1 pseudogene is annotated in these 842 nt (G+C 44.8%); it reads left to right on the top strand.

Annotation, left to right across the window (positions count from 1 at the left end):
- Positions 1-81: 81 nt before the first annotated feature.
- Positions 82-830: pseudogene (locus ACT3QP_RS14935) on the top strand (IS5 family transposase).
- Positions 831-842 lie beyond the last annotated feature (12 nt).

The following is an 842-nucleotide window of genomic DNA, read 5'->3' as shown; positions in this document are numbered from 1 at the left end:
CTAGGGCGTGTCATCAATTAGCAGAGATATTTTAAAATAAGCTATACTAATTCTATATATAGCAAACTGAGCTCAACTATTATGACAAGACGACATGCCCTACGTGATGACCAATGGGAGAGAATTAAAGACATTCTACCTGGTAAACCAAGTGACGTTGGTGTTACTGCAAAGGATAACCGCTTGTTCGTAGAAGCGGTTCTGTACCGTTACAAGACCGGCATACCTTGGCGTGACCTACCTGAACGCTTTGGCGACTTCAGAGTGATTCATACTCGTTTTAGTCGCTGGTCAAAAAAAGGCGTATGGGAGCAGGTTTTTAATCAACTCTCTGAACAATCCGATGACGAATATGCCATGCTAGATGCCACGATTGTTAAAGCCCACCAGCACAGTGCTGGAAAAAAAGGGATCAAGCCATTGGACGCAGCAAAGGTGGACTGACCACTAAAATACATACTCGTACAGATGCATTAGGCAATCCTACTGGCTTTTATCTGACGGGTGGCGCAGCTCATGACCTGTGTGGCTCAGATGAACTGCTTGATGTCAGTATTAGCCAAACTTGGCTTGCCGATAGAGCTTACGATGCTGATGCCCGTGTTATTGAACCGATTAAAGCAGTACAAGGCCATGCAGTCATACCTTCAAAGTGTCATCGGCTGCAGCCAAGAGACTTGGACGAAGAGCTCTATAAAGCAAGGCATCTAATTGAAAACTTCTTTGCCAAGATCAAACAGTACCGTGCGATTGCCACTCGTTATGATAAGTTAGCCAGTCATTTCCTTAGTGCCATTCATCTGGTCTCTTGCGTGGTTTGGCTTAATTGATGACACGCCCTA

Origin of the sequence: Psychrobacter sp. AOP7-B1-24 (assembly GCF_052376215.1) — a bacterium.
Classification (GTDB): domain Bacteria; phylum Pseudomonadota; class Gammaproteobacteria; order Pseudomonadales; family Moraxellaceae; genus Psychrobacter.
The sequence above is the reverse complement of the archived record's forward strand: the minus strand, read 5'-3'. Positions and strand labels throughout refer to the sequence as shown.